Consider the following 20,197-nt stretch of genomic DNA (forward strand, 5'->3'; position numbering starts at 1 on the left):
TCGATCAGCTGCCGATCTGCCGTGATGTTACGGCGTCCTGCCTGTTACCGAAGAAACGCGAGTAAAACACCTTCCCATAGCGGATGAACGGAACTTCGATCAGGCGGTACGTGGCGTAGGCAATGGCAATTGACACCAGCAGAGTGCCGATAGCCGCGATCATGTAGGTCTGCGTCGCTGGCCAGTCATGATGCTGATTGAGCCGGTCGTACCATGGGCGCAGTGTGTTGATAACCGGACCATGTGCAAGATAGAGCGAATAGCTGATCGTGCCCAGGAAACGCGTGAGTCGATTCACCAGCAGGCGAATGGGATTGAGCGCCAACCCGATGATCAGCAATGAATACCAGACCGCTGGCCACATGTAGGGATGACCCGCAAATATTCTGTCATCCACCCAGCTGTTGCTGCGCGCCACAAAGATGCACGCAGCAGCCAGCAGCAGAAGAATTCCCAGTGAACGCTCCTGCTCATCGGGTTCATTGACCAAGCGTTCTCTGAGCATGTAATAGCACACGGCACCGAATGCGAAGATCGGCAGGTCTTTGATGAACAGCCATTGCTCGATGCTGGCCGCTGTCTCCGGCGAAAGCGGGAGATGAGGCAGGAGGAAAATCATCGCGAAGTAAGCAAGGAGGGTAGCCAGCAGCAGCGACCATGCCTCCACGACATTCCGCGTGCGGAAATAGATGATCGGGAAAATGGCGTAGAAGAGCATCTCCACGCCAATGGTCCAGCTGGCCATGACCAAGCCGCTCTGGTTTCCCGGTACCAGGTTGAACACGAAGAATATGCTCTGCAACACCGCAGCAGGGGTAACCGGAAGGTGATACACCTGCGTCATCAGGATGCAGGTGACCACGAGCCACGCGTAGAACAGGGGGGCAATCCTGAAGAAGCGGTGGGTAAAGAAGGACACGATCGGTCGCGCTTCTTTCAATCTCGCAGGCATGGTGAAGAAGAGCGAGAAACAGCTTACGACGAAGAACAGCATGACGCCGGTCCCGCCCTGGGCGACGAATCCGGACAACCAGGATGGAGCTGCCACGCCTCCCACGTAGACCAGATGGAACAGCACCACGTAGGTCGCGGCGATGCCTCGCAGGGCGTCGAGGAAATGCAGCCTTTCACCCCGCCGTATGGACGTGGGCCTGCCTGGATTCGAGGTATTGTCCTGTGTGACTGGGGAGTTGAGCGATCGCATCAAAGAGGCTCTTGGTCCAGCAGGCGGGGTTGCAGGGCTGCCTGGCAAAGGCGGATATGAAGTTGGCAAGCGGTTGGCAGGTTTGCGGGAACTCGATCTGCCTTGCGCTAAATCGCTGGACTACAATGGGCGCTCAAGCTTCATGGCGTATCAGATCGCCGCCGCCGGGATACGTACGGCAGCCTGGCCGACCCTGAATGGATGATTGTCTACAGCGAACCGGCAGTGTCAATGGGTGCTGCGGCCACGTGCTGGATCGGCATCTTCATCCCGCCCACCTACCGAAACAGGAAACAGCATGCCGGAATACAACGTGCCCAACACCGAGGACAAGGCATCAGCCTGGGGAAGACTGGCGTCTGTCATTGCCTGTGTCCTGACCGTGCTGATGATCACGCCGTTGGCTCCCGCCATGCCCTTCCCGGGTTTGGATGGGTCCTGGAGTTACGCGATGAATATTGCCACGGCCGAGCATCTTCGCTTTGGCAAGGACATCGTGTTCACTTTTGGGCCGCTGGCCTCGATCTACACGCGTGTCTACAGCCCTGCCACCGACTGGATGATGCTGTTGGGGTCCGCGCTCATCGCCGTCGCGCTGTTCGCCGGCTTCTTTGCGGTTGCCTCCGCACGCAAGCGTGTGTTTCTGCTGATCCTGCCAGTCGTCATCAGTTTGGCCTGGGGGCGTGATGCGGTGTTCATGCTGGTCCCGGTGCTGATCCCATTCGTGTTGCACCGGGGATTGCAACGCGGGCGTGCGTACACCGCCGCCCTGTGCCTGCTGGCGTCAGCTTCGGCTATCCTGCCACTGGTCAAAGGGAACTTTGGCTTGCTGCTTGGCCTGGCGGTGCTGGTCAGTGTGATCATGTGCTGGCGCGTCCAGCGACGTTCCGTTCTTTTGATCATTGCCGTTGCCGGGATTTCCCTGCTGACTGCGTGGTTGGCGAGCGGACAGCGTCTGTTGGACCTGCCGGGCTACTTCATCGCCCAGGCGCCCATTGTCTCGGGCTATACCGATGCGATGTCGGTAAGCGGAAGCCTGCGCGACATTGTCTTCTATCTGCTGGCGGCGCCTGTGCTGATGTTCCTGTCCGTGCAGCGCCCGGTGCGGGAATACTGGTATGCACCAGTGATGGTCGCGGCCTATCTGTTCGTTGCGTTCAAGTCTGGCTTCGTCCGGCACGATGAGCATGCATTCGTCGCCGCTGTCGCTCTTGCATATGTTGGATTTCTGATCGTACTGACGCGACGGGGGCGCTGGGGGGCGACGGCGTTCGTGGTGGCGATGCTCGCATGGGCCGGCATCACCCACACCTACGCCCGCGTCGGCTGGGACAGCAGTGTTGCCCGATTTGCCGAGATGGTGCGCAAACCGCTTTTGGGGACCTGGCAACGCCTGACCCAGCCTGACGTGTTGTCCACGCAGTATGCGGCGATCACCGCCGGATTCGGCCAGCGCGCGCCTTTCGCCGGTTATGTCGGGGAGGCCGATGTCTATCCCGTCGACCTTGCGGCACTGATTGGCTCTGGTGCGACCTGGAAGCCACGTCCCGTACTGCAGAGTTATTCGGTCTACACACCTGCCTTGTTGCGGGCGAACGCCAAGCACTTGCAGCAGGCCCCCCCTGCTCGCGTGTACTTCAACGCCGATCCCATCGATCATCGCTACCCGGCGCTGGAAGACGGCGCGAGCTGGCTGTCCTTGTTGGCTGCTTTCACGCCCAAGGCGCTCGAAGGGGGGTACGCGGTCCTCGAACGGCGGGATGAGGCTAATGAGGTGCTTCAGCCCGTCAGGTTGTCCGAAGTCAATGCCGTCCTCGGGAAAGACGTTGCTGTGGCAGCGTGGCAGGAGCCGGTATGGGTGACGCTGGATATTCAACCCACTCTGCTGGGCAAGCTGTTTTCAACGTTCTACAAAGCCCCCAAGCTGTCGATGAAGGTGCGCTACGAAGATGGTAGTACCGCCGATTATCGAATGATCGCAGGCATGGCGCAGACCGGCTTCCTGCTCTCACCAACGGTCTCCGATGCAAAGGACTTCATTGCTCTCCGTTCCAGCTACATGCACCAGCTGCTGGACGCGAAGCGGGTGGTTTCGTTCGGTGTTGCTGGCGACCGCGGGACCAGCCTCCTGTGGAAGTTGGACTACCGCGTTGCATTCTCCCGCCTTGACGTTCCCCTGTCGGTTGAAGCTGACCGGATCCTGGTACCTGATTGGCAGGCGGCCCAGCCGCTGTCCTCCTACCCTGTATCCGGGGACTGCAACATCGATGAAGCCGATCAACAGCCTGTCAGCGCAAGCATGGATTTGCCCAAGCGCCTGTTCACGATTCGTGGCTGGGCTGCGCTGGATGGGCGTCAAGGCAAGACAAACGATGGAACCTTCCTGCTGATCACAAGTGGCGACACGGTGTCTTACCGCGTCGCGACCTCCCAGGTGCCTCGTCCGGACGTCAGCGCACACTTCCAACAGCCTGGCCTCGAACATGCCGGGTATGAGGTGACAATTGATGGCAGTCGACTGCCTGAGGAGGCTCAGATCCACGTGCTGCAGAGCGGTCCGCAGGGCGACGTGCAATGTGCGGGTGCGACGATCACGTTGCGCAGGTTGCAGGCAAAGATACCTTCCTCGTGAAGGATCAGCGCCGGGCGACGATCAGTCTGCGTGTGCAGGCACATTCTGATGAGGCTGGAACAACCGAAGCAGCTGTTGAAGCACCAGTTCGTGGCCTTTGCGATTGGGGTGATTCGACTGCGCCATCAGTTGCCCCCGATCGCCTCGGAACGCCGCAAATGCAGCCAGGCTGTCGACGACGGGGGTGTGAGTGCGTTCACCAAGCTGGCGGATCATTTCGCCTTGGGTGGCAAGAGCGTCGGCCGGGTCGGAAGGATTCGATGCCATGTCCCAGGTGGGCGTGAGCAGCACGGGGCAGATGTCCGCCTCACGGGCCTCGGATATCATGCCCTCTAGGTTGGACATTGATTTCGCCAAGGAAAGACTCCGATCATTCAGTCCGAAATCAATCAGGACCATCCGGGGATGATGATCGAGCACATCCCGGCTGAAGCGCGCACTACCCTGGTCTGAGTTCTCACCCCCTACCGCCGACGTAATCACATTCAGCACTGCGTGCGGATGACGATCCAGCAGAGCGTCCTCCAGCAGTCGGGGATAGGCATTACGCTTATCTACCACGGGCGTGGCGGCGTAGCCTGCGGGAACGCTGTGACCAAATGCAACAATGTTGATCGTAGCGTTGTCCGGCCATGTTCTGTCGAGGTCCGCTACAAGCCTCGAGATGCAGCGCTGATCCTCTGCGGGGGCAGACGTCGTTGCCGCATGGGTCGGTTGTGCGGCGAATACTGCTGCGATCAGGGCCAGCCAGGCAGAACATGCGGAGGTGGCAGTCATGAGCGGAAAGAGAATCGTTTGTGACCGATGTAGCTGGTGATTACGGGAACAGCGACGCCGATGGCATGGGCAATCGTTTCGTTGTGGAAATCCACGCCCAGTGCTGGCAGCAACCAGCGGGCGAGCAGAAGACTGATCGCCACGGTCTGCGCGACTGCCGCCAGATTGATCACGACGAACCAGAGCACCTGGTGATGCAGCCGGTTGCTGGCTTGGCCGAACACGAACAACTTGTTCAGCGTGAATGCGGTGATCATGCCCAGGCAATAGGCGATCACAATGGCAGGCACGTAGTGCAACCACTGGCTGATGACAATACGTGAGCCGAAGTTGACGGCAGCCGCGAGGCCGCCTGCAACCAGGAACAGGATGAACTGCCGAGACAGGGCAGGCATCTTCACTGCTTGACCAGGGTTCGGGAGGCAAGCTCGGCCAGCGTCTGCCCCACCGCAATGCTCTCGTTGATCGAGCGGTCTTCCGGGTAGTAGTACGCGGTGTCGGCCATGTAGAAGCCCTGCAGCGGCGTCTTCATCGGCGGCAGCATGTCCTGGAACCCCGGCGGGCAGATGGTCTGCGCGTACTCATAGCGGTGGCAGTGCGTGGCCTTGATCCATTCTGGCTTGAACGCCGGATTGATCATCGGCAGGTAGCTGATCACTTCGTCGATCAGCTGCTGGTTGCTCCACTGCCACTTCGGGTGGGTCTTGGGCATGTAGTACGGCGCGTACACGATGTGCTCGCCCGGACCCTTGCCCGGATTGAGGTTGCTGTACTCGATCAGGCCCGGGATGGTGATGCGGTCATCACTGATGTTCATCCAGAAGTTCTCGCTGACCGGCTGCGACAGCTTCAGGATCACGCAGGCCACCGGGATGTTCTCGATGGCATCGACCTGCTCGGCGAAGGCCTTCGGCAGTGCCGGTACCATCTTCGGCACGTATTGGATGGGTGCGGTCGAAACAACCGCGTCATACGCCTGGTGTGCGCTGGCGGTGCGGATGCCGGTGACCTTGCCATCGACCGCCGTCACTTCCTCGATCGGCTGTGACAGCAGGATTCGACCGCCACGGCGTTGTACCTCCGCGGCCATCTTTTCAAGCAGCACCGCCGATCCGCCCTCCAGATAGCCCATGCTCTCGTTGAACAGGTTGCGCCGCGACAGCGCCACGCGTTTGATGCGGGTGCCGATCCACGATGCCGACAGGTCGTTCTGGTATTCGAAGAACTTCAGGGCGAACGCTTTCTCCCACATGACCTTATAGGCCTTCGGGCCGATCCAGCGGGTGATCCAGTCGCGGGCATTCTCCTTGTCCAGGGCGGTCCAGTCCTGGATGCCCTTGGTGTGCATCACATGCAGGGCGTAACGCACCTTGTCGACAAGACCCAGATGCGGGAAGCCGAGCAGCGCGAACGGCGTGCCCCACTTGTGCAGCTTGCCTTCGTAGTAATAGCCCATCTTGGTGTCTGTCCAATGCAGGCGATCAGACAACTTCATCTCGTCGAGCAACTTGAACAACGGGTAGTCTGTCTTGCAGATGAAGTGGTAATAGCGCTCGATACGCAGGCCGTCGAAGTCGAAATCCGCGGACATGCCGCCGATGCGGTCATCGCGTTCGTAGATGTCGACCTGGTGGCCCTGCTTGAGCAGCTCCAGCGCTGCCATGAGGCCCATGGGACCGCTGCCGATGATGGCGAAATTGGACATGAGGGAAGTCTTCGTCTGTTCTGTCGGATCAGCGCTGCAGCACGATATGGCTGTAGCGCGGGTCGGTATAGCTTTCGCGGATGGCGGCTTCGAACGGGGTCTGCTTCACGCCGAACACCGCCTCGGTATCGACACCCTTGAAGTCGTCACCGGCACTGAGTGCCTTGAGCTGATCGGCGGTAAAGGGCGGCTTGCTGCTGAACAGGCTGTAGACCTTCAGCAGGAACGCAAAGAAGCCGATTGGGATGTGCACGATCAGTGTGTGCAGCTTCTTGACCCGCTTGATGGTGCGGATGATGTCAACGTAGTCCACGCGGGTATCGCCCACGATGTCGAACACCTGGCCATCCGGTTCGGTCTCGATGCACTTGGCGATGCAGCGGCAGAAGTCGCGCTCGTACAGCGGCTGGCGCATGAAGCGACCATCGCCCGGAATCGGGAACACCGGCGTGCGCGCCATGAAGCGCGACAGCCAGCCCAGGTGCTTGGGATCGAACCAGCCGAACATCAGGGTGGGGCGAAGCACGCAGTGGCGCTGGCCACTGGCCACCACCATCTGTTCCTGCTCGCGCTTGGTGTTGGTGTAGTCGTCCTTGGCGACGGAGTTCACCACCGAGGAGCTGATGTGCACCATGTACGGCACGCCAGCGGCCTTGCACGCAGCCAGTACGTGGCCGGTTGCGGTCAGGTTGTTGCGCACGAACAGGTCGGTGGTCTTGCCGGTGATCTGTGCGTGCAGCTGCACGACAAGGCGCGCGCCTTCGAAGGCCTGCGCCCAGTCGCCAGGCTCCGCAAGGTCGGCCAGGATCGTCTCTACGTCGGGGTGCAGGCCGCGCAGGATCTCCAGGTTGTGGGCGTGCTTGTCGATCGCCACCAACCGGGTATAGCCCTGCTGCTTCATCTCGACGATGAGGTTCTGCCCCACCAGGCCTGCAGCGCCGGTCAGGACGATCTTGTCGTTCTTGTCTGCCATGTCAGAGCTTGATCCTGCGGAAAACGAACTCGGGAATGTTCTTGATGATCATCATGATCGCCCACCAGAAGCCGGGCAGATACGCCACGGCCTTGCGCTTGCCGATGGTCTTGAGGATACCGGCGGCGACCTTGTCCGGGGTCGCCCACAGGGCGCCCTTCTTGAAGGCGGCGGTCATGGGGGTGTCGACAAAGCCCGGCTTGATCACCAGCACGTTGACGCCGGCCGGACGCAGGCGCTGGCCGAGGCCGCTCAGGTAGGCGGTGACCGCAGCCTTGGCGCTGCCGTAAAGGTAGTTGCTGGCGCGGCCACGGTCGCCGGCCACTGAGGAAATGACCGCCAGGGTGGCGCCGGTCTGCAGGCGCTGCGCAAGCGCCGCGGACAACGCGATGGTGGAGGTGCCGTTGGTGGCGAACTCGCGCAGCGACAGGTCCACCGAGGCATCGCAGGCAGCCTGGTCGGGCAGGGTGCCGTGGGCAATGAGAACGGTGTCGATACCACCCAGCGTGTTCCAGGCTGCATCAAGCAGTGCACCGTGGGCGGCCACATCGTTGACGTCGAGCACGCCGTACTCGGCGCGCTGTGCGCCGCGCACCCGCAGATCGGCGGCGATGGTGTCCAATCGGCCGGCGTTGCGACCCACCAGATAGATCGCAGCCGCGCGGGCGGCATACAGGCGGGCGACGGCTTCTGCAATCGCCGAGGTGGCGCCGATGATCAGGATCTTCTGCATGCTTACTCCATCACCCGGCGCCAGAAGCCGGATGAGAATCGGGGGTCGATGTAGCGGGAGAAGGCCTCCCAGGCCGGGTAGGCCTGGCGGAACAGCGCGCCGGACATGCGCGCATCCTTGGCCGGATAGACGGCGCCGCCAGCCTCGCTGACGATGCGGTCAAGGCGGTCGAGCATCTTCAGCAGCTCCGGGCCGTCATTGGGGAAGTCCAGTGCCAACGTCGTGCCTGGGCGGGGAAAAGACAGCATGCCCGGCGAGGGACGGCGGCCGAATTCCTTCAGCACGGCCAGGAACGAGCCGCGGCCGCTGCGGGCGATCTCGGCCAGCAGGGCCGCAGTCGCGTCGCGGGCCGTCTCTGGCGGCAGCACGCACTGGTGTTGCAGAAAGCCGCGCGGACCATACATGCGGTTCCAGTGGTTGATGCCGTCCAGCGGGTAGAAGTAGCTCTGGTAGTGCGAGACATGGCGGGCGCGTCGCGCCGGCTGCCGCCAGTAGTAGAGCGTGTTGAACGGTCGCAGGGTCAGCCGGTTGACCAGCGACACCGGCGGTACCATCGGCATGCTGCGGCGCGGGGCCGAGCTGGGCGTGGCTGCCTGCGGGTTGCCCGGTGCATGGTCGCCGCGCAGGAAATGCCCGCGTCCCAGGTGCTTGCCACTGGCCAGACAGTCGATCCAGGCCACGGTGTACTCGAAAGCGTCAGCCGATTCCCGCGACAGACTGAAGAATTCATCGAGATTGTCGAAGCGGATCGATTCAGTCTCGATCCACGGGCCAGGAACACGCCGCAACTGCAATTCGGCCCAGGTGATGAAGCCGGTGAGGCCCAACCCGCCCACCGTGGCGGCGAACACGCCGCTGTCGTCGGCCGGGCTGAGCTGCTGGCGCAGACCATCACTGCGCAGCAGTTCCAGGCAGCGCACGTGGTGCCCGAAGGTGCCTGCGCGGTGGTGGTTCTTGCCGTGCACATCGTTGGCGATCGCACCGCCCACCGTGGCATAGCGGGTACCCGGGGTGACCGGCAGGAACCAGCCGCGTGGCAGCGCGATATCCAGGATAGCGGCCAGAGTAACCCCGGCCTCGCAGCGCACGATGCCGGTGTCAGGATCGAACTCGATGAAGCGATCCAGGCCTCGGCTGGCCAGCAGCGTGGCGCCGGGATTTAGGCAACTGTCGCCGTAACTGCGGCCATTGCCGTGGGGCAGCACCATGTCGCCTTCCGGCGGCAGCGGCAGCAGGGCCGCACGGTCGAGCACCGGAACGACCCGCTGTTCAACCCGCGGATATCGTCCCCAGGACTGGCCGGGCGCTGCACTCATATGGCGATCAGTACGATCAGCACGCACAGCGCGATGACGATCTGGCTGCCGCGGTCCATCGCCGCGAAAACGATCGGATCGTCATGCATGTCACCGCGATGAGAGACGATCCACATCCGGCTGATCCAGTACAGCAGGATCGGACACAGCAGCCACAGCAGTTTGGGGTTGCTGTAGAGCTCAAGGCTCTCGGGACTGTTGATGTAGAGCGCAAACACCAGGACGCCGATATAGCCGGCCGCCGCGCCCAGCGACTGTACCAGCGGCAGATCGGCCACGGAGTAGCCACGGCCGATGGCCATTTCCTTCCCATTGGCCAGTGCCGACGCCAGTTCGGTATAGCGCTTGAGCATGGCCAGGCTGAGGAACACGAACATCGAGAAGGCCAGCAGCCAGAACGAGAGTTCCGAGCCGATCGCCACCGCGCCACCGATGATGCGCACGGTGTACAGCGCGGCCAGCATCACCACATCGATCATCACGATGCGCTTGAGCTTCAGCGAGTAGCTCAAGGTCATCACGTAGTAGCAGAGCAGTACCAGCGCGAACTCGGCACTGCACACGAAGGCCAGCGCAAAGCCCGCCAGCGTGATCAGGGGGGCCAGCAACAGCCCATGCAGCAGCGGCAGCGTTCCGGCGGCGAAGGGACGCCGGCGCTTGCGCGGATGCATGCGGTCCGGGGTCAGGTCCAGCAGGTCGTTGAGCAGGTACACGCCGGACGCGCACAGGCCGAAGGCCAGGAAAGCCACGCCGGCGTCGATGACCGAGGCCGGGTCGAGGAAGCGGTGCGCGGTCAGCAGCGGTACCAGCACCAGCAGGTTCTTCAGCCACTGGTAGACGCGCAGCGCCTTGACCCAGGTCAGCAGGCCACCGTTCTGCGACGGCAGGTGGGCCAGCACCTCGGTCTGCCTGGACGCCGCGCGGACGAGCCCCGCACCGTTGTTGACCACGATCGCACCACCGGCATGCGCCCACACCTTCAGGTCGACCTGGCCGTTGCCCATGTAGTCGAAGCCGCGCTCACCGAAGCGTTCGGCCAGCGCATGGCCCTTGTTGCTACCGGACAGGTTGGTGTGGCCATCGCTGGCCATGACTTCCTCGAACAGGCCCAGGTGGTCGGCGATGGGCTGCACCAGCAGGCGGTCCGAGGCGGTGCACAGCACGCGCGGCCGCTGCGTGGTGGTGCGCAGGATCTCCAGCACACGCTCGTCATAGGGCAGGGTCTGTGCCGGCAGCTGCACGCGCGAGGCCAGCTGGCGCTTCACGTAGGCCTTGCCACGCAGCAACCAGAACGGAACCAGGAACAGGTAGAGCGGGTTGTGGGCCAGCAGCGCCAACAGCGATTCGTACAGGATGTCCGAGCGAAGCAGGGTGCCGTCGAGGTCGACGCAGAGGGCGCGTGGCGTGGTCACTGCGGACGTGCCTCTTGGCAGAGAATGGCGTGATGCTGCATGTACTTCCCTTTCTGCACAGTTCGGTTCGGCCTGAATGATAAGGGAAGCGCCAGGGGCACGCAGCGTTGCGCGTCCTCACTCACCTGGTTGGCCCACGGGCCCGGCCCTCAGCTCAAGCGCGAGCATGGCCAGCATGCCTACCAACACTGCCAGCCAGAGGCTGACCAGCCGGATGCCGATGGCCACGGTCAGGGCGATCTCCGTGGGAACGCCGGTGGCGGCCAGCATCAGCACGATGGCGGCCTCGGTGGTACCCACTCCACCGGGTACGAACGAGAGCGCCCCGACCAGCATGGCCAGCGGGTATATTCCCAGCGCCAGTGGCCACGGCAGGGCAATACCCAGGGCTTGGCACAGCAGGTCAAAGGCCGCTGCGGTCAGCAGCCAGGCAGCGGCGCCCTGCAGGCTGGCGGGCAACAGCAAGCGCGCACGCAGCAACGGACCCAGTGCGCTGGCACCGCTTACCAGGAAATGACCGAGGCGGCGCAGTTGTGTACCCGGCAGGTGCTCGATGAACCGATGCGCAGCACGCGCCAGCGGTAGCCAGCAGCCCAACAGAGCCAGCACCAGCAACACGCCAAGAATGAGGGTGGCGAGCACGCCGAACGCCGGAATCAGGTGCGCCGCACCGATCGCCAGCACGGTGATGACCAGCAGGTCCAGCGAGCGCTCGAAGATGAAGGTGGCCAGGGTGGCGCTGGCCGGAATGCCCTGCCAGCCGAAATAGCGGATGCGCAGCAGCTCGCCGGCCTTGCCGGGAGAGGCGGTGAAGGCAAAGCCCGCGAGGTAGGCCAGCGCGCCCCGGGCCCAGCTCTGCGGGCGTAGGCGCTGCGCGGCGAGCACCGCGCGCCATCGCTGATAGCGGAACACGTAGCTGGCCAGCACCAGCGCGCTGCACAGGGCCAGTGTGCTGGCATGGTCCGCCAGCTGCGAAAGGATGTTGCGGTCGCGGTCGATGTACCAGAGGACCGCCAGGTAGGCCGCTGCCGTGGCAGCGACCCACAATCCTGCGCGTCCCCGGCGAACCGGCTTCACCGGCGCCGGGGACGTGCAGCCGGACATTACAGCGCCTTTTCCAGCTCCGGCAGGATCGCAAACAGATCCCCCACCAGGCCGATATCGGCAATTTCAAAGATCGGCGCATCACCGTCCTTGTTGATTGCGACAATCGTGCCGGCATCCTTGATGCCGGTCAGGTGCTGGATGGCACCACTGATGCCGACGGCCACGTACAGTTCCGGCGCGATGATCTTGCCGGTCTGGCCAACCTGCAGGTCGCTGGGCACGTAGCCGGCATCGACGGCGGCGCGCGAGGCACCGACAGCGGCACCGAGTTTGTCGGCCAGCTGGAAGATCACCTTGAAGTTCTCTTCCGAGCCGACGCCGCGGCCGCCAGAGACCACGCGCTTGGCGCTCTGCAGATCCGGGCGGTCGCTGGCACCGGCGGCCAGGCCGACGAAGCGGGTGTGGGTCGGCAGCGCGGCGTCGACGCTCGCCGCTTCAATGGCGGCGCTGCCGCCCTGGGCGGCTTCCGGCCAGGAGGCCGCGCGCACAGTGGCGACCACGATCTGGTCGGCCGGGGCTTCCACAGTGATGATCGCGTTGCCGGCGTAGATCGGGCGCTTGAAGGTGTGGCTGCCTTCGACGGTCATCAGGTCGGAGACCTGGTTGACGCCGAGCAGGGCCGCCACGCACGGCATGAGGTCCTTGCCGAAGGTGGTCGACGGGCCGAACACATGGGTGTAGCCCTTGGCCAGCTGCGCGATCTGCGGTGCCAGTACCTGGGCGATGGCCTGCGCGTTGGCGGCGTTGGCAACGGTCAGGACCTTGGCGACGCCGGCGATCTTCGCGGCTTCGGCGGCAACGCCGGCCGGGTCGGCGGCCAGCACCACCACATCGATGCTGGCACCGCTGATGGCGGCGGCGGCACTGATGGTCTTGGCGGTGGCGGCGTTGAGCTTGCCGTCGTGGTGCTCGGCGATGACGAGAATCTTGCTCATTACAGCAGCCCCTTCTGCTTGAGTGCGGCAACCAGTTCGGCCGCGTCCTTGACCATCACGCCCTTGCTGCGCTTGGACGGCGCGGCGTAGTGGGTGGTCTTGAAGGTGTCGGCGGCGTCAACACCGAGATCGGCCAGCTGCAGGGTTTCCAGCGGCTTGGCCTTGGCCTTCATGATGTCCGGCAGCTTGATGAAGCGCGGTTCGTTCAGGCGCAGGTCGGTGGTGACCACCGCCGGCAGGTCCACTTCCAGCGTTTCCAGGCCGGCGTCGACTTCACGGGTCACCGTGGCCTTGCCGTCGGCAATCTCGAGCTTGCTGGCAAAGGTCGCCTGCGGGCGGCCCCACAGCGTGGCCAGCATCTGGCCGGTCTGGTTGGCGTCGTCGTCAATGGCCTGCTTGCCGAGGATCACCAGATCCGGCTGTTCCTTCTCGATCAGCTTGAGCAGGGTGCGCGACGCGGTCAGCGGCTGGATGGCCTGGTCGGTGACGACGTGGATGGCACGGTTGGCGCCCATGGCAAGGCCGTTGCGCAGGTGCGCCTGGGCATCGGCCGGGGCGATGGTGGCGACCACCACTTCGCTGGCGATGCCCTTGTCGCGCAGGCGCAGGGCTTCTTCCAGCGCGATTTCATCGAAAGGGTTGGGCGACAGCTTGACGCCGTCGGTGACCACGCCGGAACCGTCCGGCTTGACCTGAATGCGGACGTTGTAGTCCACCACGCGCTTGTACGCGACGAGGATTTTCATCTGCTGCTCGATCCTTGTAGTGCCGGCCACCGGCCGGCTCACAGTTGCGGAGAACGCCCGGTTCTGGAACAGCAACCGGTTCGGGGGTGGGATCCCGATTCTAGCCGGCTTGAAGGCACCATGCGAATGCGTATGGTTATGCTGCGGCGCGGCAAAAACATGCCCGTTCCGGTGTTCCGTTCACGTCACGCAGGCAGTCGTGAAGGCCATCGGCATGTATCCTGTGCCGCTGTGTCGGGGCGCTCATGGGCGCTCCTTGGATGAATTTCGATCAGGAGAACAGGTAGTGCCCACATGGCTTGTCACCGGCGGCGCCGGATTCATTGGCGGTAACTTCGTTCTCGAGGCCGTCGCGCGCGGCGTCAAGGTCATCAACCTCGATGCGCTGACCTACGCCGGCAACCTGAAGACCCTGTCCAGCCTGGACGGCAACCCGAATCATGTGTTCGTGCAAGGGGACATCGGCGACCAGGCGCTCGTCACCCGCCTGCTGGCCGAGCACCGGCCGGACGCCGTGCTCAACTTTGCCGCCGAGAGCCACGTGGATCGCTCCATCGACGGCCCGGGAGCGTTCATCCAGACCAACGTGGTGGGCACCCTGGGCCTGCTGGAAGCGGTGCGCGACTACTGGAAGGCGCTGCCGGCCGAACAGGGCGCGGCCTTCCGCTTCCTGCACGTGTCCACCGACGAGGTGTACGGCACCCTGGGTGAGACCGGCAAGTTCAGCGAAACCACGCCGTATGCTCCGAATTCCCCATATTCGGCGTCGAAGGCCGCTTCGGACCATCTGGTCCGTGCCTTCCACCACACCTACGGGCTGCCGGTGCTGACCACCAACTGCTCCAACAACTACGGCCCGTATCATTTCCCCGAGAAGCTGATCCCGCTGGTGATCGCCAAGGCGCTGGCCGGCGAGCCGCTGCCGGTGTACGGCGATGGCAAGCAGGTGCGCGACTGGCTGTTCGTGTCCGACCACTGCGAAGCGATCCGCACCGTGCTGGCCAAGGGCCAGGTCGGCGAGACCTACAACGTCGGCGGCAATTCGGAAAAGCAGAACATCGAAGTGGTGCAGGCCATCTGCGCACTGCTGGACCAACGCCGCCCGCGCGCGGACGGCCAGCCGCGCAGCAGCCAGATCACCTACGTCACCGACCGCCCGGGCCATGACCGCCGTTACGCGATCGATGCCTCCAAGCTGAAGAACGACCTGGGCTGGGAACCGGCCTACACCTTCGAGCAGGGCATCACCTTCACCGTTGACTGGTACCTGGACAACCAGGAATGGGTCAACGGCGTGCTCGACGGCAGCTACCGTCTGCAGCGCATCGGCACCGCGGCCTGAAAACCCAGGAGACCTCATGACCCAGCGCAAGGGCATCATCCTCGCCGGCGGCTCCGGCACCCGGCTGTATCCGATCACCAAGGGCGTCAGCAAACAGCTGCTGCCGGTGTATGACAAACCCATGATCTACTACCCGCTCAGCGTGCTGATGCTGGCGGGCATCCGTGAAGTGCTGATCATCAACACGCCGCACGAGCAGGCGCTGTTCCAGCAGCTGCTCGGCGACGGCTCGCAGTGGGGCATGGACATCCAGTACGCCGTGCAGCCCAGCCCCGATGGCCTGGCCCAGGCCTACCTGATCGGTCGTGATTTCGTCGCCGGCAAGCCGAGCTGCCTGGTGCTGGGTGACAACATCTTCCATGGCCATGGCCTGCGCGAAGTGCTGCGCAACGCTGACCAGCGCGAGCAGGGCGCGACCGTGTTCGGTTACTGGGTCAATGACCCGGAACGCTACGGCGTGGCCGAGTTCGACAAGGACGGCAAGGTCATCGACCTGGTCGAGAAACCGGAGAATCCGCGATCGAACTACGCGGTCACCGGCCTGTACTTCTACGACGGCAATGCCAGTGACTATGCGGCTGAGCTCAAGCCGTCGCCGCGTGGCGAGCTGGAGATCACCGATCTGAACCAGCGCTACCTGCGTGAAGGCCACCTGCATCTGGAGGCGCTCGGCCGTGGCTACGCCTGGCTCGATACCGGCACCCACCAGTCGCTGCTGGAGGCATCCAACTTCATCGAGACCATCCAGACCCGTCAGGGCCTGCAGGTCTGCTGCCCGGAAGAAATCGCGTTTGGCAAGGGATGGATCACCGCCGAGCAGCTGGAAGCACTGGCTGCACCGCTGATCAAGAATGGCTACGGCCAGTACCTGCACAAGCTCGCCCTGCGTGGAGTCGTTCCGTGAAAGTGATTGAAACCAAGTTGCCCGGCTGTGTGGTGATCGAGCCGGCCGTGTTCGGCGATGCCCGTGGTTACTTCTTCGAAACCTGGAACGCCGAGCGCTTCGCTGCGCTGGGCCTGCCGGATCGCTTTGTGCAGAGCAATGTTTCCACCTCGGCGCAGGGCGTGCTGCGCGGCCTGCACTACCAGTGGCCGCGGCCGCAGGGCAAGCTGGTCAGCGTGCTGGAAGGCGAGGTCTATGACGTGGCCGTCGACATCCGTCGCGGTTCGCCGACCTTCGGCCAGTGGGAAGCGGTGGTGCTGAGCGCGGAGAACAAGAAGCAGTTCTGGATTCCGGAGGGCTTCGCCCACGGCTTTGCTGTGCTGTCCGAACGCGCGGTGTTCAGCTACCTGTGTACTGAGGTCTACCTCAAGGACTTCGATGCCGGCGTGCGCTGGAACGATGCAGACATCGCCGTGGACTGGCCGGTCAGTGCACCGACGCTGTCGGCCAAGGACGAGAACGCCCCCTTCCTGAAGGACATCGCTGAAGACCGCCTGCCGGTCTACGTGCCATGACGGTTCTGGTATTCGGCGGCAACGGCCAGGTCGGCCAGGAGCTGCTGCGCGCGCTGGCGCCGCTGGGCAAGGTGGTCGCGACCACCCGCAGCGGCGTCCTGCCCGATGGCAGCGCCTGCGAAACCGCCGATTTCGGCCAGCCGGACAGCTTACCGGCCCTGCTTGACCGGCTGCAGCCGTCAATCGTGGTCAATGCGGCCGCCTACACCGCCGTCGACCGTGCCGAACAGGAGGTCGACGCCGCCTTTGCGGCCAACGCGCAGGCGCCGGGCGTGATCGCACGCTGGTGTGCGGCGCATGGCGTGCCGTTCGTGCATTACTCCACCGATTATGTGTTCGATGGACAGGGCACCGCCCCGTACCGTGAGGACGAACCGACCGCGCCGCTGGGTGTCTACGGCATCAGCAAGCGTGATGGTGAGGACGCCGTACGGGCGGCGGCAGGACGCCACCTGATCTTCCGCACGGCATGGGTGTATGCCTCGCATGGTGCGAATTTCCTCCGCACCATGCTGCGTGTCGGCGCCGAGCGGGAGCAGTTGCGTGTGGTAGCTGACCAGGTGGGTACGCCGACGCCGGCGGCGCTGATCGCCGATGTCACCGCGCAGGCACTGCAGCATCCGGGCCAGTTGTCGGGCACCTGGCACCTGACCGCCAGTGGCCAGACCAGCTGGCATGGCTTTGCCGAGGCGATTTTTGCCGAGGCGCTGGCGACGGGCGTGTTGACGAAGGTGCCCGCCGTCGAGGCGATTCCCAGCTCAGAGTATCCGACGCCCGCCAAGCGCCCGGCCTGGTCGGTGCTGGACAACCGTCGGTTGCAGCAGGATTTCGGCATCGTGCTGCCGACGTGGCAAGACGGCCTGTCGCGCGTGATCGGCGAGGTCGCTGCGGCCCGCGGCTGAGGTAGCGCAGGCAAAGGGGCGTGTCCGTGAACAGGGTTCGCGACGCGCCTTTTTCTTTGACAGCTCCTGCAAATGGCTCCACCATCGCGCGGCGCATTCATCGTCGACGAGAAGGAATTCATGAGCAGAGCGTGCACTGCGCCCGCCGCAAGGAATGGATGGTCCCCACTGGCTGTGGCCGCCGGTGTAGCAGTGATGGCGCTGTTGGTGCGCCTGCTCTACGTGCAGTTCTTCAGCACGCCGATGCCCTTCTGGGACCAGTGGGACGGAGAAGGCGCCACTGCACTGCAGCCCTGGTTGAACGGGACGCTGCAGTGGAGCACGTTGCTGACGCCGCATAACGAGCATCGCATCCTGCCGACCCGTCTGGTGGCACTGCTGTCCTATCTGCTGACCGGACAGTGGAACAACGTCTACGAAGCACGCATCAGCGCGCTGGTGTTCTGCTTCATTCCCGCGCTGCTGGTCTGGTACGCGCTGCGGGACGCCGCAGCGGCCAACGGACGCCGGCTGCTGGTCGCCTTTGCACTGCTGATGTCGGTCCTGCCGTTTGCCTGGCAGAACTTCCTGGTCGGGTTCCAGAGCCAGTTCTACTTCCTCATTCTGTCCAGCATTGCCGCCGTTGGACTGGCTGCGCGCCATCATCAGAGCATTCCTGCGCTGCTGGCGGCCATCGCGCTGAGCGTTCTGGCCGCCACCACCATGGCCTCGGGCATGCTGACGGCCGTCGCGGTCGGCATCACCTGCGTGATCGCCTGCCTGTGCCTGCCTGGCCAGCGCACTCCGGCAATCTGTGCGACGGCGGTACTGGCGGTGTTGGCGATCGTTGCCTATCGCTCGATTCCCGTCATCGATGGTCACGGCATGCTACGTGCACAGTCGCTGGCGGAGCTGTTGCTGGCGGCAACGCATACCCTGGCGTGGCCGGCACGCTCGAACTGGGCGGTCATCATCGTATGGTTGCCCGGTGTGGTGATGATCGCGCGCATGCTGCTGCGCAGGCAGGCGAGCAGGACCGATCTGGTGATGGCTGGCCTGTGCATCTGGACAGCGCTGCAGGGCGTGGCGATTGCCTACGGTCGCGGCCATGAGATGCGTGTTCCTGCATCGCGCTACACCGAACTGTTCGTACCTGGGCTGTTCGCCAATGCGTGGTTTGCACTGCAGCTCTGGAACCTGCTGCCCGCGTCGCGGATGCGCCACGCAGCGCGTACCGCAGTGGTCCTGTTCACGCTGCTGGTGGTGGTGGCGCCGCTGAGCCAGGTGGGCAAGGACGTCCGCAAGATCCGTGAGTTCGCTGCGGACTGCCGGGTACAGCAGGCCAATGCGGTGCGTTATCTGGTCACCGGCGATCCGGCTGCGCTGGACGTCGGCGAGTTCGAGCTGCCGTACCCGGATGCGGCGAAGCTGAAGGCCCAGCTGGATGATCCGAAGCTGCGCGCGATTCTGCCGGTGAAAGTCGATCCGTCGGTATCCGGCGACCGATGAGCAGGGCCGGCGGGCCGTCGATGTCTGACTGCCCGCCGAAGGATCCACTGCGTCAGTTGCGCCCGTAGGTATCCTCGAACCGCACGATGTCATCCTCGCCCAGGTAGCTGCCCGACTGTACTTCGATCAGTTCCAGCGGCAGTTTTCCGGGGTTGCGCAGGCGATGGGTGACGCCCAGCGGAATGTAGGTGCTCTGGTTCTCGCTGAGCAGGATCACGTCGTTGCCGCGGGTCACCTCGGCGGTGCCGCTGACCACGATCCAGTGCTCGGCGCGATGGTGATGCATCTGCAGGCTGAGCGTGCCGCCGGGCTTGACGGTGATGCGCTTGACCTGGAAGCGCTCACCATTGTCGATCGAGTCGTAGGCACCCCAGGGGCGGTAGACCTTGCGGTGCCAGGTGGCTTCGCTGCGGCCTTCGGCCTTCAGCTTCGCCACCACCGTCTTGACCTCCTGCATGCGGTCGGCCTTGCCGACCAGCACCGCGTCATCGGTCTCGACCACGATCACATCATCCAGCCCAACCAGGGCGACCAGCCGCTGGGCATAGGCGTAGGTGTTGCGGCAGTCGATGGCGATCACATCACCCTGGTGGGCGTTGCCGTCACTGTCCTGCTGCGAGACATCGCGCAGTGCGGTCCAGGAACCGACGTCGTTCCAGCCCGCGTCCAGCGGGATCACCACCGCGTCTGCGGTTTTTTCCATCACCGCGTAGTCGATCGAGTCGGACGCCACAGCGCTGAAGGCGTCCTTGTCCAGGCGGGTGAAGTCGGCATCGCGGCGGGCCTGCTGCCAGGCCTGGCGGCTGCCAGCCAGCATTGCCGGCTGGAAGCGTTCCAGTTCCTGCAGGTAGCGCGATGCCTTGAACAGGAACATGCCGCTGTTCCAGTAGTACTGGCCACTGCTGACGTAGCCGGTGGCCGTGTCCAGGTCGGGCTTCTCGACGAAACGCTCGACCGCGCGCAGACCCTGGCCGTCGGCGGCCTTGATATAGCCGTAGCCCGTTTCCGGGCCTGTCGGCACGATGCCGAAGGTCACCAGCTTGCCGGATTCGGCGGCACTGGCTGCAGCCTGTACCGCATCGCGAAAGGCAGCTTCGTTGGTGATCACATGGTCCGAAGGCAGTACCAGCAGCAATGCATCCGCACCGTCACGGGTGGCCTCCAGCGCGGCCACGGCGATGGCCGGAGCGGTATTGCGACCCACCGGCTCCAGGATGATCGCGGCCGGTTCAGCCCCGACCTGCTGCAGCTGTTCGGCGGCGACGAAACGGTGCTCCTCGTTGGCGATGACCAGCGGACCGTGCGCGGCGATGGGAGCGACGCGCTGCCAGGTGGCCTGCAGCATGGTCAGTTCGCCTGCCAGTGGCAGGAACTGCTTCGGATACGCCTCGCGCGAAAGCGGCCACAGGCGGGTACCGGAACCACCGGAAAGGATGACAGGCTGGATGCGGCTCATGATCTTCCTTG

At 63.9% G+C, this 20,197-nt stretch carries 18 protein-coding genes; 6 read left to right on the forward strand and 12 right to left on the reverse strand.

The window, feature by feature from the left end:
• Window positions 1-4 precede the first annotated feature (4 nt).
• On the reverse strand, window positions 5-1,204 hold the full coding sequence (locus HLA98_RS09405; RefSeq protein WP_057500390.1) for an acyltransferase family protein: 1,200 nt from the start codon (window positions 1,202-1,204) through the stop codon (window positions 5-7).
• 298 nt (window positions 1,205-1,502) lie between these two features.
• Between HLA98_RS09405 and HLA98_RS09410 the strand changes: the two genes are divergently transcribed.
• A complete protein-coding gene (locus HLA98_RS09410; protein ID WP_057500389.1) occupies window positions 1,503-3,836 on the forward strand; it encodes a hypothetical protein in 2,334 nt (777 codons plus the stop codon).
• A gap of 21 nt (window positions 3,837-3,857) precedes the next feature.
• On the opposite strand, the gene HLA98_RS09415 is transcribed toward HLA98_RS09410, so the two are convergent.
• The 10 genes from HLA98_RS09415 to HLA98_RS09460 form a co-directional block, all read right to left on the reverse strand.
• Complete coding sequence (locus HLA98_RS09415; protein ID WP_080392875.1) at window positions 3,858-4,613, reverse strand: SGNH/GDSL hydrolase family protein; 756 nt, start codon at window positions 4,611-4,613, stop codon at window positions 3,858-3,860.
• Window positions 4,610-5,008, reverse strand: a complete 399-nt coding sequence (locus HLA98_RS09420) for a GtrA family protein (protein ID WP_057500387.1) — start codon at window positions 5,006-5,008, stop codon at window positions 4,610-4,612. Before HLA98_RS09420 ends, HLA98_RS09415 begins: the two co-directional genes overlap by 4 nt.
• 2 nt (window positions 5,009-5,010) lie before the next feature.
• On the reverse strand, window positions 5,011-6,318 hold the full coding sequence (locus tag HLA98_RS09425) for an NAD(P)/FAD-dependent oxidoreductase (RefSeq protein ID WP_057500386.1): 1,308 nt from the start codon (window positions 6,316-6,318) through the stop codon (window positions 5,011-5,013).
• 28 nt (window positions 6,319-6,346) lie between these two features.
• Window positions 6,347-7,291, reverse strand: coding sequence for an NAD-dependent epimerase/dehydratase family protein (locus HLA98_RS09430; RefSeq protein WP_057500385.1), 945 nt, complete (start codon window positions 7,289-7,291; stop codon window positions 6,347-6,349).
• Window position 7,292: 1 nt separating this feature from the next.
• Window positions 7,293-8,024 carry an SDR family oxidoreductase gene (locus tag HLA98_RS09435; protein ID WP_057500384.1) on the reverse strand — a complete coding sequence of 244 codons (732 nt, stop codon included), beginning with the start codon at window positions 8,022-8,024 and terminating at the stop codon, window positions 7,293-7,295.
• Window positions 8,025-8,026: 2 nt separating this feature from the next.
• Complete coding sequence (locus tag HLA98_RS09440; protein ID WP_057500383.1) at window positions 8,027-9,340, reverse strand: FAD-binding oxidoreductase; 1,314 nt, start codon at window positions 9,338-9,340, stop codon at window positions 8,027-8,029.
• On the reverse strand, window positions 9,337-10,752 hold the full coding sequence (locus HLA98_RS09445; protein ID WP_057500382.1) for a UbiA family prenyltransferase: 1,416 nt from the start codon (window positions 10,750-10,752) through the stop codon (window positions 9,337-9,339). Before HLA98_RS09445 ends, HLA98_RS09440 begins: the two co-directional genes overlap by 4 nt.
• A 117-nt stretch (window positions 10,753-10,869) precedes the next feature.
• Window positions 10,870-11,856, reverse strand: coding sequence for a lysylphosphatidylglycerol synthase transmembrane domain-containing protein (locus HLA98_RS09450; RefSeq protein ID WP_057500381.1), 987 nt, complete (start codon window positions 11,854-11,856; stop codon window positions 10,870-10,872).
• Window positions 11,856-12,794, reverse strand: a complete 939-nt coding sequence (locus HLA98_RS09455) for an electron transfer flavoprotein subunit alpha/FixB family protein (RefSeq protein ID WP_057500380.1) — start codon at window positions 12,792-12,794, stop codon at window positions 11,856-11,858. The genes HLA98_RS09450 and HLA98_RS09455 overlap by 1 nt, the downstream gene beginning before the upstream one ends.
• On the reverse strand, window positions 12,794-13,540 hold the full coding sequence (locus HLA98_RS09460) for an electron transfer flavoprotein subunit beta/FixA family protein (RefSeq protein WP_057500379.1): 747 nt from the start codon (window positions 13,538-13,540) through the stop codon (window positions 12,794-12,796). The genes HLA98_RS09455 and HLA98_RS09460 overlap by 1 nt, the downstream gene beginning before the upstream one ends.
• 286 nt (window positions 13,541-13,826) lie before the next feature.
• Here HLA98_RS09460 and rfbB point away from each other — a divergent pair, with 286 nt between their 5' ends.
• The 5 genes from rfbB to HLA98_RS09485 all read left to right on the forward strand — a co-directional run bounded on the left by rfbB (window position 13,827) and on the right by HLA98_RS09485 (window position 18,730).
• Window positions 13,827-14,882 carry a dTDP-glucose 4,6-dehydratase gene (gene rfbB / locus HLA98_RS09465; RefSeq protein ID WP_019660969.1) on the forward strand — a complete coding sequence of 352 codons (1,056 nt, stop codon included), beginning with the start codon at window positions 13,827-13,829 and terminating at the stop codon, window positions 14,880-14,882.
• A 16-nt stretch (window positions 14,883-14,898) separates the two neighbouring features.
• Window positions 14,899-15,786, forward strand: a complete 888-nt coding sequence (gene rfbA / locus HLA98_RS09470) for a glucose-1-phosphate thymidylyltransferase RfbA (protein WP_057500378.1) — start codon at window positions 14,899-14,901, stop codon at window positions 15,784-15,786.
• Window positions 15,783-16,340, forward strand: coding sequence for a dTDP-4-dehydrorhamnose 3,5-epimerase (rfbC, locus tag HLA98_RS09475; RefSeq protein ID WP_004141806.1), 558 nt, complete (start codon window positions 15,783-15,785; stop codon window positions 16,338-16,340). Before rfbA ends, rfbC begins: the two co-directional genes overlap by 4 nt.
• Window positions 16,337-17,242 (forward strand): dTDP-4-dehydrorhamnose reductase, encoded by a 906-nt coding sequence (gene rfbD / locus HLA98_RS09480; protein ID WP_057500377.1) that lies wholly within the window; start codon window positions 16,337-16,339, stop codon window positions 17,240-17,242. The genes rfbC and rfbD overlap by 4 nt, the downstream gene beginning before the upstream one ends.
• Before the next feature lie 195 nt (window positions 17,243-17,437).
• Window positions 17,438-18,730, forward strand: coding sequence for a hypothetical protein (locus tag HLA98_RS09485; protein WP_129550586.1), 1,293 nt, complete (start codon window positions 17,438-17,440; stop codon window positions 18,728-18,730).
• Between the two features lie 52 nt (window positions 18,731-18,782).
• On the opposite strand, the gene HLA98_RS09490 is transcribed toward HLA98_RS09485, so the two are convergent.
• Window positions 18,783-20,186 (reverse strand): mannose-1-phosphate guanylyltransferase/mannose-6-phosphate isomerase, encoded by a 1,404-nt coding sequence (locus tag HLA98_RS09490; protein WP_057500375.1) that lies wholly within the window; start codon window positions 20,184-20,186, stop codon window positions 18,783-18,785.
• Window positions 20,187-20,197: the final 11 nt, after the last annotated feature.

The sequence above is a fragment of the Stenotrophomonas africana genome (genome assembly GCF_013004645.1).
Classification (GTDB): Bacteria; Pseudomonadota; Gammaproteobacteria; order Xanthomonadales; family Xanthomonadaceae; genus Stenotrophomonas; species Stenotrophomonas africana.

Bases quoted from the DNA above. Each gene is read 5' to 3' on its own strand.
- HLA98_RS09405 (WP_057500390.1), bottom strand. From the start codon at position 1,204: ATGCGATCGCTCAACTCCCCAGTCACACAGGACAATACCTCGAATCCA.
- HLA98_RS09410 (WP_057500389.1), top strand. From the start codon at position 1,503: ATGCCGGAATACAACGTGCCCAACACCGAGGACAAGGCATCAGCCTGG.
- HLA98_RS09415 (WP_080392875.1), bottom strand. From the start codon at position 4,613: ATGACTGCCACCTCCGCATGTTCTGCCTGGCTGGCCCTGATCGCAGCA.
- HLA98_RS09420 (WP_057500387.1), bottom strand. From the start codon at position 5,008: ATGCCTGCCCTGTCTCGGCAGTTCATCCTGTTCCTGGTTGCAGGCGGC.
- HLA98_RS09425 (WP_057500386.1), bottom strand. From the start codon at position 6,318: ATGTCCAATTTCGCCATCATCGGCAGCGGTCCCATGGGCCTCATGGCA.
- HLA98_RS09430 (WP_057500385.1), bottom strand. From the start codon at position 7,291: ATGGCAGACAAGAACGACAAGATCGTCCTGACCGGCGCTGCAGGCCTG.
- HLA98_RS09435 (WP_057500384.1), bottom strand. From the start codon at position 8,024: ATGCAGAAGATCCTGATCATCGGCGCCACCTCGGCGATTGCAGAAGCC.
- HLA98_RS09440 (WP_057500383.1), bottom strand. From the start codon at position 9,340: ATGAGTGCAGCGCCCGGCCAGTCCTGGGGACGATATCCGCGGGTTGAA.
- HLA98_RS09450 (WP_057500381.1), bottom strand. From the start codon at position 11,856: ATGTCCGGCTGCACGTCCCCGGCGCCGGTGAAGCCGGTTCGCCGGGGA.
- HLA98_RS09455 (WP_057500380.1), bottom strand. From the start codon at position 12,794: ATGAGCAAGATTCTCGTCATCGCCGAGCACCACGACGGCAAGCTCAAC.
- HLA98_RS09460 (WP_057500379.1), bottom strand. From the start codon at position 13,540: ATGAAAATCCTCGTCGCGTACAAGCGCGTGGTGGACTACAACGTCCGC.
- rfbA (WP_057500378.1), top strand. From the start codon at position 14,899: ATGACCCAGCGCAAGGGCATCATCCTCGCCGGCGGCTCCGGCACCCGG.
- rfbD (WP_057500377.1), top strand. From the start codon at position 16,337: ATGACGGTTCTGGTATTCGGCGGCAACGGCCAGGTCGGCCAGGAGCTG.
- HLA98_RS09485 (WP_129550586.1), top strand. From the start codon at position 17,438: ATGGCGCTGTTGGTGCGCCTGCTCTACGTGCAGTTCTTCAGCACGCCG.
- HLA98_RS09490 (WP_057500375.1), bottom strand. From the start codon at position 20,186: ATGAGCCGCATCCAGCCTGTCATCCTTTCCGGTGGTTCCGGTACCCGC.